The 12,026-nt window shown below is 66.8% G+C and carries 11 protein-coding genes, 1 pseudogene and 1 CRISPR repeat array; of the genes and pseudogenes, 8 read left to right on the top strand and 4 right to left on the bottom strand.

Annotated elements, in window-relative coordinates:
* Positions 1-612: site-specific integrase (locus tag N177_RS21795; protein ID WP_160170951.1), on the top strand; the 612-nt coding region annotated here is incomplete at its 5' end.
* Between the two features lie 420 nt (positions 613-1,032).
* On the opposite strand, the gene N177_RS21790 is transcribed toward N177_RS21795, so the two are convergent.
* Positions 1,033-1,392: a permease gene (locus N177_RS21790; protein WP_023434221.1), complete on the bottom strand. Its 360-nt coding sequence runs from the start codon at positions 1,390-1,392 to the stop codon at positions 1,033-1,035.
* Here N177_RS21790 and N177_RS22165 point away from each other — a divergent pair.
* Positions 1,391-2,095 (top strand): annotated as a pseudogene (locus tag N177_RS22165) (DUF2478 domain-containing protein). The gene N177_RS21790 and the pseudogene N177_RS22165 sit on opposite strands and share 2 nt — an antisense overlap.
* Before the next feature lie 151 nt (positions 2,096-2,246).
* Here N177_RS22165 and N177_RS19820 read toward each other — a convergent pair.
* Positions 2,247-2,669, bottom strand: a complete 423-nt coding sequence (locus N177_RS19820; RefSeq protein ID WP_023434218.1) for a hypothetical protein — start codon at positions 2,667-2,669, stop codon at positions 2,247-2,249.
* Positions 2,670-3,174: 505 nt separating this feature from the next.
* Here N177_RS19820 and N177_RS19815 point away from each other — a divergent pair.
* Complete coding sequence (locus N177_RS19815) at positions 3,175-4,362, top strand: DUF3102 domain-containing protein (protein WP_023434217.1); 1,188 nt, start codon at positions 3,175-3,177, stop codon at positions 4,360-4,362.
* Between the two features lie 97 nt (positions 4,363-4,459).
* A complete protein-coding gene (locus N177_RS21785; RefSeq protein ID WP_040486296.1) occupies positions 4,460-4,780 on the top strand; it encodes a hypothetical protein in 321 nt (106 codons plus the stop codon).
* 74 nt (positions 4,781-4,854) lie between these two features.
* Here the strand turns inward: N177_RS21785 and N177_RS20825 are convergent, their stop codons facing one another.
* A complete protein-coding gene (locus N177_RS20825) occupies positions 4,855-6,960 on the bottom strand; it encodes an AAA family ATPase (RefSeq protein WP_051402498.1) in 2,106 nt (701 codons plus the stop codon).
* Positions 6,961-7,013: 53 nt separating this feature from the next.
* Between N177_RS20825 and cas1 the strand changes: the two genes are divergently transcribed.
* On the top strand, positions 7,014-7,484 hold the full coding sequence (cas1, locus tag N177_RS19800; RefSeq protein WP_023434214.1) for a CRISPR-associated endonuclease Cas1: 471 nt from the start codon (positions 7,014-7,016) through the stop codon (positions 7,482-7,484).
* A gap of 3 nt (positions 7,485-7,487) precedes the next feature.
* Positions 7,488-7,778 (top strand): CRISPR-associated endonuclease Cas2, encoded by a 291-nt coding sequence (cas2, locus tag N177_RS19795; RefSeq protein WP_023434213.1) that lies wholly within the window; start codon positions 7,488-7,490, stop codon positions 7,776-7,778.
* A gap of 221 nt (positions 7,779-7,999) precedes the next feature.
* Positions 8,000-8,356: direct repeats of the CRISPR family, unit length 29 nt; unit sequence GCCCCTCGCGCAGGGGCGTGGATCGAAAC.
* Between the two features lie 649 nt (positions 8,357-9,005).
* Here the strand turns inward: cas2 and N177_RS19790 are convergent.
* A complete protein-coding gene (locus N177_RS19790; protein ID WP_040486295.1) occupies positions 9,006-9,701 on the bottom strand; it encodes a FadR/GntR family transcriptional regulator in 696 nt (231 codons plus the stop codon).
* Positions 9,702-9,830: 129 nt separating this feature from the next.
* Between N177_RS19790 and N177_RS19785 the strand changes: the two genes are divergently transcribed.
* Positions 9,831-10,715 carry a fumarylacetoacetate hydrolase family protein gene (locus N177_RS19785; RefSeq protein WP_040486294.1) on the top strand — a complete coding sequence of 295 codons (885 nt, stop codon included), beginning with the start codon at positions 9,831-9,833 and terminating at the stop codon, positions 10,713-10,715.
* A gap of 291 nt (positions 10,716-11,006) precedes the next feature.
* Positions 11,007-11,969: a TAXI family TRAP transporter solute-binding subunit gene (locus N177_RS19780; protein WP_023434209.1), complete on the top strand. Its 963-nt coding sequence runs from the start codon at positions 11,007-11,009 to the stop codon at positions 11,967-11,969.
* Positions 11,970-12,026 lie beyond the last annotated feature (57 nt).

Genomic DNA, 12,026 nt, shown 5'->3' with positions numbered 1-12,026 from the left:
TTCCTTCCGCCGCTCGGTATGCTGACGGGCGCCCGTCTCGGAGAGCTAACCTTCCTGAAGGGCGAGGACGTCCGGATGTACGAGGGCCACCTCTGCATCAGCCTTCTCGACGAGGAGGGCGTGGAGGCGCGCGAGGAGGGCAGGCCACTCAAGACGGACGAGTCGCGCCGAATCATCGTCCTGCACGACATCATCATGCGGACGGGGTTCCCGGATTGGGTGGCCGAACGGCGGCCCGACGACTGGATCTGGCCGCGACTTCACCAGAGGGCCGCTGGCGCCGCGATCGTGCGACCCGCGGGCGCCGCCAGCAAACGGCAGATCCGCTCGATGCAGGCGGCCGGTATCCATCAGCCCTACACAGACGTCTTCCACAGCCTGCGGCACGGGGCGAAGGACTGGCATCGCGATGCCACCGTGGCGGACCGGACGTCGCGACTGCAGATCGGCCACTCGTTCAGGGACGTCGACGACAGCTACGGCAGCAAGCGCCTGCGGCAGAAGGAGATCGACGACCTCGCCAGCCTCGCGCTGCCCCAGGGGGTGGATTTCGGGCCGTACCTGATCAGGGAAGAGCCGCTGAAGGACCTCCCGCGGAAGCGGTGGCGATAGCCGAAGGTGTTTCGCCGAACGCTTCAGCCCTCATTGCTCGTGCGGAACGAAGGGGACGGCCACGGAAATGATTTCCGTGGCCGCTCCTGGCCGGAACTAAAAAGGCAGCTCAGGCTCGACGATCCGCCGATAGCCACCATTCCCACGACTTCCGAAAGGTCTGCTTCTTTCGAGCTTTGTCGTGCTTCACGGCCTGAAGTCCGTGAAGCACACGGCATGGGCGGCCAATGGAGACAGGGACTGGGTTCTGGATGGATGGCGTGGCGGACACACTCGGGCCGGCTTGGCCGCGGGTCGATCCGATGTCGGCGAGAAGGTGGTCATCGAGTTCGCAAAGGGAGCGGTTGCGCCGCCGTCGCTTCGAGGGGCCGAGCAGGCTTCCGACGCAGCGGAGGATGCTGCCCCGGAGACCGCGCCCGCTCACAACACGACGCCCGCCATCCGTCCCGCGAGCATAGAGCCGCCGACGGCCAGGAGCAGGTAGAGGACGAAGGTCGGCGTCCTTACGAGCGCGTAGACCGGGATGGCCGCCCATGCGCTCGTGATGCCTCCGGCGATGAGGAAGGCGAGCGCAGCGTCGGGGCGCATGCCGGAATCGACCAGCCCCCGGATCAAGGGAAGGGCGGCGTAGCCGTCGAGGTAGATCGGCGCCCCGACGGTCGCCGCGAGCGGCACCGCCCACGGGTTGTCGCCGCCGACGAGGGAGGCCACGAGCTCCTCGGGGACGTACCGCCGCAGGAGGAATTCACCGACGAAGGCGATCGACAGCCAGACGAGCATGAGGCGACCCGTGTCCAGGGCCGTTCCGGCGAAGTTGCGGCGTCTCTCCGGCTCCTTCCAGAAACTCCAGCGGACGTTCGGCGGGATCTCCGAGCAGCAGGATCCGCCGTCGCCCGAGACGAGGTGCGGGCAAGCTATGGGGACAGGCCGGGGGGCGATAATGGACGAGGCTGTCGAGGTTGCCCTCGCTGCCGTGCAGGTGGGAACACCGCACGGGACAGACCTTCTTCTCGCTCGGGTGGCGGACGCGCTGCAGGCCCGGGACATCCGGCTCGCCGGAGTCGTGCAGACTAACACGGCCAGGGCGCGCCGCTCGCGATGCGACATGGACCTGGTGGTCATACCCGGAGGCACGACGATCCGCATCAGCGAGGACCGCGGCGCGGGCGCGCGGGGCTGCCACCTCGACCCCGCGGCTCTGGAGGACGCCGTGTGACATGTCGAGGCATCGCTCTCCTTGGACCTTCCCGATCTCGTGATCATCAACAAGTTCGGCAAGCGCGAGGCCGAAGGTGGCGGCTTCGTCCCCGTTATCTGCGCTGCCCTGGCCGCCGGGGTGCCGGTTCTTGTCGGCCTGAACGATTCCAACCGAGCCGACTTCGAAACCTTCGCGGCGGGTCTGGCCGTGCGCCTGTCACCCGACGATGGCGCGGTCTTGGCATGGTGCCTGACGGCGACAGGGCGAAGGCCGCTTACCGCCTGATCGAGCGGAAAGATCGGCACCGCGTGAACCGTCTGAAGGCGGCATATTGCCCTCGGTACCGCCGCCCCAAAGTGCCGCAATGTGTCCTAACGGGGGTAGCCGGAAGGCTACGGTGCATTTGGGCGCAACCTCGAAATGATCTCCGCCGCCGTCAGCGTTCGCCGGACGGCGGCGTCCTATCCGCCTCGTTCGGTGGGTCGAGCGAGGAGATGAAGTCGCTTACGTAGTCACGCGCGATGCCGAGGGCGCCGTCTCGATGCGGCGTGACCAGCTCGACTCCGACGTCCGCGTGGTCGAGCGCGACCTCGACGATACCGATTCTCCGCTCCTCGACGCTCGGCTCGATCGCGAGCAGGACCTCGTCGGCATCGGCCTCGTCGAGCAGGGTGCGGAGGGCGTCGTACAGCCGGACGCGGTCGGCGAGGCCTTGCGGCAGCCGCCTGCCCCAGCACGTCACCGGATGCGGCTCCCGCGGCCAGACCCGCTCCACGTTCTCCGGCGGATCGTCGAGATTCTTAGGAACGACCGCCCACACGTAGCCGTCCGGGCGAAGCTGGATGATGACGGTGCTCATGCTGGTCCTGTGGGTTGCCGAACGTGCCGTTCTCTGCGCCCACACGGCATGGTGGGGGCAGTATCCTGATCTCCGACCGGTGCAACGAGTAAGTTCTTTCGCGGCGCTGCCGGATGATCATGATCATGTCAGAAACAAGTGCCGAGAAAAAATCTGGATGTCTCTGCACAGATTATTGATCTGAGTACTCAGGTTGCCTCATGATCGCCTAAAGTCAACACACGGACCAAAGGGGTCTGTCATTATTTTTAATCCAGGCCATCGAATGCTGAATCACTTGAATAAAAAATTGCCAATGAAATGTGACATAAGTTTCTTTACAGAGTTGAATATTCTAAACGCGCCTATCGAAGCTTTTGTAGATCATATAACGAAACGTATTCGTTCACGATCGTAAGTAAAGCTGATTCGTAGCCGATTTGACTACGATATCTTCTTCCGTGACAATGGGATCTTCCGCTCACGACCTTGAGCGGCCTAGCAACGGTCACAACGGAGGCACTCCATGACCGACACGACGACTGCGACGACCCCTCTCGACCTGAAGGCGATGGGGGTCCCGGACGACCAGATCGCGGAGATCGAGGAGCGCACCATCGCGATCCAGACGATCGGCCGGAAAACGGTCGAGCAGGCGCTCGACGTCGGCGAGCACCTCTCGCACATGGAGGGCATCCTCCCCGAGGCGACGTGGCGCCCGTGGCTGAAGGAGCGTTGCGATCTCGGCGACAAGCAGGCCGGCAACCTCATCAAGGTTCATGGCCGCTTCAACGACAGGCGGAAGCAGCTCATGCGCGACCGGGTCTCGCCGACCGTGTTGATCGCACTGATCAACGCGAAGGACGAGCTGGTCGAGTACGTGCTGGACGCCTACGCCAATCAGCAGCGCCTGACGGTCGACGAGGTGAAGGCGCTGAAGCGCGAGGCCTCCGTGGACGGCGAGGCCGAGAAGCTCGAGCCCGGGGACATCGGCGGCGCGAAGGGGCTGAAGGCCGCGGCGAACCTCGTGCTGTCGGCGGGCGTGGCGGAGCTCATGGCGCTCTGCAAGGCGATGGCGAGGGACATCGAGGAGGCCCTGGCGGAGGTCGGCGACAAGCGCCTCGTCAAGGACAGGCTGTCCAAGCAGCTCGAGATTCCCGCCCGGATCGTGGTCAAGCACATCGAGGTCCTGCTCGCGCCGCTCGAGTTCCGGTGGGAGTCGGGGGCCTTGCGCGAGGCGAGCCACTCGAAGATCCCGACGAGCCGGTGGCGGGAGGTCCGCGACCTCCTCTACACGCTCGGCAGTCACCGTGGGTGGCCCGCCAGCAGCGCCCTCAAGGTCTGGTTGAAGGACGAGGTGCTGCCCGCCCTCCAGTTCGTCACCAAGGGTGAGCCGTTCGGGGAGCCGAAGGCCACGCTGAAGGCGCAGGCCGAGGCCGGGGCCGACGCCCCGGAGACCGTCGAGACGTCGGAGGCCACCGAAGGGGTCGAGCCGGCCGCGGCCGAGCCGGAGATGGTGGCCGACGCGCCGAGCCTCGCGGTCGAGCCGGAGGAGCCCGTCGAGGCCGAGACGCCGAAGGCGAAGCGGGCGGGTCCGGTGCTGGTCGAGGCCGAGACGGAGGTGGGCTCGACGCCGAAGACGTCCCGGCCGAGCCCGCGCCGAAAGGCGAAGCTCGAGGTCGTCGAGAACGAGACCTCGCAGCCCTCGATCTGACGATCCGGTTGCCCCGCCTTCGGGCGGGGCGCCCCTTCCTCGGCCGGCCCATTGGGGCCGGCCGCAACGTGTCCGAACTGACTTCCGGAGAGTGATCATGGCCCGCAAGCCCCGTGAGAAGCGCCTCGAGGAACGCGCCGAATACCAGCGCGCCTACCGCGCCCGGCAAAAGGCCGAACGGAAGCCGTCACGTGACGACGTCGCGCGGGTGGTACTCCGTTGGGAGATCGGCCGCGCACTCACGATGGAGAACCGCAAGCTCGAGCGCCTCGAACGCGTCGTGATCGAGGGGCTCGTCGAGCAGGGGTTCGATCGCGATGCCGCCAAGCATCGCTTCCACGAGATCGTCGACCGCTACGAGGACGGGTGGAACTTCCGGCTGAAGCCTCACCTGCGCCCGAACGGGGACGACGCCTGAGGCAGCCGTCCCCGTTCGCGACGCCGGTCCCGCCGGAGGTGGATCGGATGATGGCCTTGATCGGTCCCAGCCCCTTACGGCGGTGCGGCCGGTGGCGCCTGATCGGCTGGGCCATCAGCGCCGAGGCCCTCGAGATGCTCGAGCAGCGCGTCGCGAACCTCGTCACTACTCATGATGCCCTTCCGGACGAGCCGCTTCGCGAGCGTTTCGATCAGGTCCCGGTGGGCCTCGATCGTGAAGACCGCCTTCTTGTACATCGCCTTGAGGTCGGCCTCGACAGACGTCAGGAGCGAGGGCACCTCGAACTGGATCTCCCGAAGCCGGGTCGGCGGGCCGAGCCAGACCAGCGAACCTTCCGGCCCAAGGCCTCCGGATCCGGCCATCGTCATCACGAGATCCGTTGCCCGCGCGAGGTCGCTGTTCTCATCCCCGCCCGCACCCATCGACGGCTCGCCCAGCACGACCTCCTCGGCGGCGCGGCCAGCCAGATGGACCAGTGTCCGGTTCTCGATCCACCCCCGCGTCGGAAGCTCCGGCTCCTCGATGACGACATCGGTGTGACCGGTGCGGCCGCCGCGGGTCAGGGCCACTTCCTCGACCTCTCCCAGACCGGACCCGTAGATCATGACCGCTTGCGCCACCTCGTGCACTGCGACGCGGTAGGCCTCCTCGAAGGGCGGTGGCGGTCGCTCGCCCGTCGCGGCGGCGATGAGGTCAGCCTGCCGTAGCTTGCGCCGCGCACGACGAGCGATCTTCCTCGCATCCCGGACCACGCGCTCGACGTCGGCACCCGTCATGCCGAGCAGCTCGCGTACGATCGGCCCGCGGGGTCCGATGTCGGCGGCACCGAGGTGGTACCTCAGGATGAGAGCAAGGTCCTTCATGCTTGGCGGCGGGATCCGGATGTGCCGTTCGAGCCGTCCGGAGCGCAGAAGAGCCGGATCGATCCGGTGCGGCATGTTGCAGGCGCCGATCACGACCACGCCTTCGCGGCGATCGATCCCGTCGACCAGCTCCAGGAGATGGTTCACGACTTGGATCCTGTACTCGGCGTGGTCGTGCCGGAAGTACCGCCGGTCGCCGATGCCGTCGAGCTCGTCGATGAACAGGATCGACGGCGCCTCGGATTCCGCCTCCTCGAAGGCTTGCCGCATCGCCTTCAGCATGTCGCCGAGATTGCCGTTGCGGTAGACCTGCCACTCGCCGAGGCTGCCGACCACGAGCGGCACGTCGCAGGTGTTGGCGAGCGCCTGCGCGAAGAAGGTCTTGCCGACGCCGGTGGGCCCCGACAACAGCAGGCCTCGGTCGATCTCCGACCAGTCGAGGTCTCCGGCCTTGTAGTCGGCGATGTCCTGCGCGAGCGACAGGCCCCACTCCCGCGCCGCGCCGAAGCCGCCGATCGTGTCGAGCCGGGCGCTCGTCTTCCGCGGCGCCCCCTTGCCGCCCGGGCTCGACGCGCGGCCCTCCTGCATCCGCCTGAGCCGCTCGACGGCGCGGCTCCGCGTGTCGCCCGGCCGCATGAGCATCGGCAGGTCTTCGAGGCTCAGGTCGCGCAGCAGGTCGTCCGGCACGGGCTCCGGTTCGGTCTCGGTCGGCGCCAGACAGATCGACATCACCTCCGCGAGCGTGCCGCCGTCGAGCCGCGGCACCTTGATCGTCGCGTCCGCGGTCTTCTGGATCGCACGCGGCACCTCGTCCGGTGCGCCGACGATGACGATCGGACCGGGCAACCGCATCGCCTTGGTCAGTCCCTCGGGGCGACGGCGGCTCTCCCTGCCGACGATCTGGTCTCCCACAAACACCATCCCCAGCGGCTCCGGCCCCGCCGCCTCGAAGCGCAGCCCCGCGACCTGCGGCCCCCGCAGCACCTTGCTCAGGCCGAAGGACGGAAGGAGGCCGCGCCTGATGGCATTCGCGATCGGCTGCCGCTCCTCTTCGTCCTGTACGAGGAACACGATCATCGGCTCGTCCTCGCGCAGCGCCTCGACGAGCTCCGGCCGCGCCTCGACCTCACGGCCAACGATGATCGCGGCGGCCAGCTCTTGCGGTCGCCATTGGCTGCCCCGCAGGCTGCGGTACCCATCGACCAGCCCGCGCGGCAGCCGCTTCTCGAGCGGCGCCTTGCGCGAACGCGACAAAGGCTGCCGGGTCTTGCGGTCGGCGCTGCCCTTGAGTGCCATCCCGACCGAGTCCGGAAAGGCAATAGGATTGTCGGGATCGAGCGGCTCCCTGGATGCGCTTTCGCGGCCGCTCACGCCGCCCGCCGCTCGATCCGGTCAACGCGCTCCTCTCCTTCCTCTACACGCTCCTGACGCATGACTGCCGCAGCGCGGCCGAGGCGGTGGGGCTCGACCCGGCCGTCGGCTTCCTGCACCGCGACCGGCCGGGCCGGCCGAGCCTGGCGCTCGACCTCATGGAGGAATTGCGCCCGGTGCTGGCCGACCGTCTGGCCCTCTCGCTGATCAACCGCCGGCAGCTCGGCGCGCGGGACTTCGAGACGCGCGACGGCGGCGCCGTGACGATGACCGACGACGGCCGCCGCACGCTGCTTACGGCCTGGCAGGCGCGCAAGCGCGAGGAGCTCGTCCATCCCTTCCTCGGCGAGAAGGCGCCGCTCGGCCTAGTGCCCTACATCCAGGCGCAGATGCTCTCGCGCCACCTGCGTGGCGACCTCGACGCCTACCCGCCGTGGTTCTGGAGGTAGACGGTGCTCGTTCTCGTCACCTACGATGTCCGGACGAGCGAGCCCGGCGGCGCCGCGCGTCTGCGCCGGGTCGCGAAGGCCTGCCGTGACGTCGGTCAGCGCGTCCAGTATTCGGTGTTCGAGATCGAGGTGGACCCCGTCCAATGGGTGAAGCTGAAGGCGCGGCTCGAGGCGATCATCGATCCCCGGTCCGACAGCCTGCGCTATTACCACCTCGGGGCGAAAGGGCAGCGCCGCGTCGAGCATGTCGGTGCCAAGCCGGCGACGGATCTCGAGGGGCCCCTGATCGTCTGAAGTCCATCCTGAGACGTGCCGACGGGCGCTTCCCGCACGTGCGCGAACCCGAAGCGTGCCGCGAATCCTCAGGAGGTTCGCGCTGCCGCGATGCCCCTCTTTTCAATGGCGAATCTTCGCACTCACCTCGTCATCCGTCCGCCGCCGACCCTGCCGCAGCCCAGGTTCGCGCCAAGACCGCTATTTCCCCTGGCGCGCCCGCGGGATATCGGTGGCACGTCGCCCCTCGCGCAGGGGCGTGGATCGAAACTCGCCATTCCCGCTCGGGATCGACAGCGCCGTCGTCGCCCCTCGCGCAGGGGCGTGGATCGAAACACCACTTCCCTCCGGTGCTTTCCGTGGTATCGTGTCGCCCCTCGCGCAGGGGCGTGGATCGAAACCCGATTTGACGGCCAACGCCTCGGACGCGGCATCGTAGCCCCTCGCGCAGGGGCGTGGATCGAAACTTTTGAACGACGTTGACCCCAGGCAGCCCTCGCTGGTCGCCCCTCGCGCAGGGGCGTGGATCGAAACGAGGGAGCAGCGGAATGAAGCCAAACACCATCAGTCGCCCCTCGCACAGGGGCGTCGATCGAAACGGCCGCGCGTGCGCCGTGAAGGCGACGCTCGTCAGTCGCCCCTCGCGCAGGGGGCGGCAATCCGCCAGCTCGGGTCATCGGGGATGCCTACGAGAAGGGTGACGGACACGGCGCGTGCAGGGCCGGGAGAAATGATTTCCGGGGGTGCAGGGGAGGGCGATGTGCCCCTCGTCATCGATGAGCATCGCGGTTTGTGAGGCGGATTTTAAGAAGGTCTGCTGCGCCAGGCAAGATTTCGGAAATTACCTGTTGACGCGAGAACTCGCAGACCTCTAATCATCGATGCACTCGAAATCACCGAGATGCTTCGTTCTGGACAGAGCGCGTCAATGACTTAGGCGTTATTTGGCTCCTCGTCCCCTAAGGGGCTCCAGGAACATTTGTGGGTAGGCCATCGGTGCGATGGAACCCGTCCTCTGCGCGCATACAAGCCGATCGTCCTGATTTGAGCATTCTCTGAAGCTGCCGCTCGCCGAACCTCAGCGCGGCGTCCATGTCGACTCCTTGTCGGGTGGCCTCGCTCTGCATCGTCCCCTCTTCGGCGGAGCCGCATCCACCACCTTCCAGTCTCGCGAGAGCCCCGTCGCCGCACCGACTTCTCTCTCTCTGTCGGCAGGACCCGCTGCCGCTCCACAGTGAGCGTTCGATCTCAGACCGCCGCCGCGTCGATCATCACGTCGCGGACGCTCTTCAGGTGCTCGCGCATGGCGACGCTCGCCTGCTTGGCGTCGCGGGCCTCTATGGCGTCGACGGCCATGAGGTGCTGGCGCCGGTAGAGCGCGCGGCGCTCCGGCGTGAGTGAGCGGCGCTTGAGCCGGTCCCACTCCTCGCTCGCTCTCACCTTGCCGAACATGTCCATGATCATGACGAAGACGACGTTCTGGGTGGCCTCTGCGATCGAGCGATGGAGTGCGGCGTCCCATTCCTCGAACCGCTCGTATGTCCGGGCCTCGTCGCTGTGCCGCAGGCACAGGCGCATGCGCCGCAGATCCGGCTGCTTGGCGCGCAAGGCCGCCTCGGCCGCGATCACGGGCTCGATGCCCAGGCGTGCGTCCATCAGTTCCATGGGCGCGATCGAGTTGGGCAGGACGCCGATCTCCGGTCCAACCGACGTCGACCCGACGAAGGTGCCTCGGCCGACATGGCGCGTGACGGCGCCCTCGTGGGCCAGAGCCGAAAGAGCCTTGCGGATCGTCCTGCGGTGGACATTCAACTGCTCCGCCAGCTCCCGCTCCGCGGGGAGGCGGCTGCCCGGCGGAAGCGAACCGCTGGAGATCAGGTCGCGAAGACGGGCCGCCACATCGTCGGCCGTCCGGGGAGCGGGGGTATCAGTCTCGGCACTCATGGCGGCTCATATAGGGTCGTTCTGGGCAGCCATCTGCCAGTTCGCTTGCCCCGGAAGTTGACAATGATGGTCGAGCAATTGCAAAACCAATATCAAACTTGGATCACGATTGGTACAGAAGAGAAGCTGATGAGACTTGTGACCTTCCGGCACGACGGGCATGCGCGCATCGGCATCGAGACCAAAACCGGGATCGTGCCCCTCGACGAGCTGGTTCCGGGGGCGCCGGACACGATGCTCGGGGTGATCGACGCGGGGGAGGCGCTGCTTTCGAAGGCGCGCCAGGCGCTTTCGGAAGGAAAGGCGAGGCCGGTCGCAGGCGAGGTCCGGCTCATGGCGCCGGTGCCGGTGCCGCGCGCCAACGTGATGTGCGTCGGCAAGAACTACTACGAGCATGCCGCCGAATTCGAAGGCTCGGGCTTCGACTCCTCGAGCGGCGGGCAGAACATCCCAGAGGTGCCGATCTTCTTCACGAAGGTTCCGGGCTCGGTGATCGGGCCGGACGACGAGATCGACGGCTCGCTCGATACCGACGGCACGCTCGACTACGAGGGCGAGCTGACGCTCGTCATCGGCAAGGAGGGGCGCCGCATCCCGCCCGAGAAGGCCTACGAGCACATCTTCGGCTATACGATCATCAACGACGTGACCGCGCGGGCGACGCAGCAGCGTCACAAGCAGTGGTTCCTCGGCAAGTCGTTCGACACGTTCTGCCCGATGGGCCCCGCCATCGTGACGGCGGACGAGATCCCCGACCCCACGGTCATGCAGCTCCAGACCCGCGTCAATGGCGAGCTTCGCCAGAACGTGAGCGTGAAGGATCTGATCTTCGATATCCCGACGATGATCGCCGCGGCCTCTCACGGCATGACGCTGAGGCCCGGCGACCTCATTGCCACCGGCACGCCGGCAGGCGTCGGCATCGGCTTCAAGCCGCCGAAATACCTCAAGGCCGGCGACGTCGTCGACGTCACCATCGAGCCGATCGGCACGCTGACCAACCGCGTCGCGTAGGAAGGCCGAGAGAGAGACAGGGAGCATGGTGTGAGCGAGTTTCTCGAAGCGGAGAGTTACCTGAGGAAGAAGACCCGCAAAGTTCTTTTCGCGTGACGGCGGAGTTCCTGTGCCCTCGTTGAAACCCATGCTCATCCATGATCGCGCCTTTCGATAACACTGCGAACTGACGCTGCTTCGACTTCGGGTAGACCAAGAGAGAGCGTGCGGAAACAACCGCCGCCACGATGCGCCGCTCATTCTGCTGAAGCGGCTTGCGAAACAAGAAGCGACGATTGGAGGAAACAGGGTATGGGACGCAGAACACTCGCCTACGCACTCGCCGCCGCCGGGCTCGCCGCATTCACGGCCCCGTCGGCCTTCGCGCAGGACAAGACGGAGGTGGCCTGGGGGGGCTCGAATCCGGGCGGCGTCATGTACTACATGGTCGGCGTCGCCGGCACCGAGCTCGCCAAGGACCTGCCCGACGTCAACATCACCCAGGTCACCACGGGGGGCTCGACAGAAAACGCCAAGCGCCTGATCAAGGGCGAGCTCGACATGGGCATCGTCTACGGCTCGCACGTCTACATGGCTCAAAAGCCCGAGGGGCCGTTCGCCGACGGCGAGAAGGGCGACATGCTGCGCGGCGTGGCGATGGCCTATGAGGGGCCGACCTATTTCGTCACGCTCGCGGGTTCGGGCATCGAGAGCATCGGAGACCTCGCCGGCAAGAAGGTCGCGCTCGGCCCGCCCGGCTCGGGCACCGTCTTCAACTGCTCGAACATCCTGACGGCGCTCGGCCTCCTCGATCAGATCCAGCCGCAGATGATGACCTTCGCGGATGCCGGGCGCGCGCTCGGCAACGGGCAGATCGACGCCTTCTGCCAGTCCTCCTCGCCTGCGGCGGCCGTGACGGAGCTCGCGGAGACGCAGGACATCCTCGTCGTGCCCTACAGCGAGGAAGAGCTCGCGAGCGTCTCGGACACCTATCCCTTCTACCACACCGGCACGATGCCGGAGACGACCTACAACGGGGTGCCGGCGACCGACATGCCTTACACCACGGTCTACTGGGTCGCGCACGAGCGCGTGCCGAAGGACGTGGTCCAGCGCATGGTGGAAGCGGCCTACAAGCGCCAGGACGCGCTCGCCTCCGGGCACAAGGCATGGGCTCAGATGAAGCCTGACGTCGAGAACTTCGAGAAGCTCGGCGTGCCGATGCATGCCGGCGCGCAGGCCTATTACGACACGCACCAAGACGCTTCGAAGTAGCCGTCGCCGAACCCACCAACGCCCCCGTCCGCCCTCCCTGGCGGGCGGGGCTTCCCT

This window comes from Lutibaculum baratangense AMV1 (assembly GCF_000496075.1).
Taxonomy (GTDB): domain Bacteria; phylum Pseudomonadota; class Alphaproteobacteria; order Rhizobiales; family Tepidamorphaceae; genus Lutibaculum; species Lutibaculum baratangense.
The sequence above is the reverse complement of the archived record's forward strand: the minus strand, read 5'-3'. Positions and strand labels throughout refer to the sequence as shown.

What these genes read in the sequence shown, in the direction of transcription:
- N177_RS21785 (WP_040486296.1), top strand. Translation starts at nt 4,460, where the DNA reads ATGGCCCGCAAGCCCCGTGAGAAGCGCCTCGAGGAACGCGCCGAATAC.
- N177_RS19785 (WP_040486294.1), top strand. Translation starts at nt 9,831, where the DNA reads ATGAGACTTGTGACCTTCCGGCACGACGGGCATGCGCGCATCGGCATC.
- N177_RS20825 (WP_051402498.1), bottom strand. Translation starts at nt 6,960, where the DNA reads ATGGCACTCAAGGGCAGCGCCGACCGCAAGACCCGGCAGCCTTTGTCG.
- N177_RS19790 (WP_040486295.1), bottom strand. Translation starts at nt 9,701, where the DNA reads ATGAGTGCCGAGACTGATACCCCCGCTCCCCGGACGGCCGACGATGTG.
- N177_RS19820 (WP_023434218.1), bottom strand. Translation starts at nt 2,669, where the DNA reads ATGAGCACCGTCATCATCCAGCTTCGCCCGGACGGCTACGTGTGGGCG.
- N177_RS19780 (WP_023434209.1), top strand. Translation starts at nt 11,007, where the DNA reads ATGGGACGCAGAACACTCGCCTACGCACTCGCCGCCGCCGGGCTCGCC.
- N177_RS19815 (WP_023434217.1), top strand. Translation starts at nt 3,175, where the DNA reads ATGACCGACACGACGACTGCGACGACCCCTCTCGACCTGAAGGCGATG.
- N177_RS21790 (WP_023434221.1), bottom strand. Translation starts at nt 1,392, where the DNA reads ATGCTCGTCTGGCTGTCGATCGCCTTCGTCGGTGAATTCCTCCTGCGG.
- cas1 (WP_023434214.1), top strand. Translation starts at nt 7,014, where the DNA reads ATGCGCTTTCGCGGCCGCTCACGCCGCCCGCCGCTCGATCCGGTCAAC.